The 370-nt window shown below is 56.5% G+C and carries 1 pseudogene; it reads left to right on the top strand.

Annotation, left to right across the window (positions count from 1 at the left end):
• Positions 1-345, top strand: a pseudogene (locus tag CF70_RS38395) (hypothetical protein); the annotation flags it as partial.
• Positions 346-370: the final 25 nt, after the last annotated feature.

Here is a 370-nt window from a genome sequence, read left to right as displayed (position 1 = left end):
TGTCGTATTCCTTTGGGTGCAAAAACCAACGTCGCAAAAAAACAGCGAAGACCCCCAGCGACCACCACAACCCTACAGCCGCTCAACAATAGTTTGTTGCATGCCACGGACGGGGCGTCGCGAGAGGATGCGGTGCTGGTTGTTAGTCCTGGCGGGGCTATCGGGCGGGCTACCGCGGATTTGCCGGGTGCGCCGGCGCAGACTGCGATTGAGTTGAATCTGCAGTTTCGGAATACGGCTTTTTGCGAGATTATTTCTGGGAGTGGGGTGCTGCGGTTGCTGAGTTTTAATGGTTTGCCGCATTTGGATCGGGTTGATCGGCGGGATGCCATTACATTGGCTTGAGGGGTGGGGGGAGTGGTGTGCTGTT

It is taken from the genome of Cupriavidus sp. SK-3 (assembly GCF_000611145.1).
Taxonomy (GTDB): domain Bacteria; phylum Pseudomonadota; class Gammaproteobacteria; order Burkholderiales; family Burkholderiaceae; genus Cupriavidus.
The sequence above is the reverse complement of the archived record's forward strand: the minus strand, read 5'-3'. Positions and strand labels throughout refer to the sequence as shown.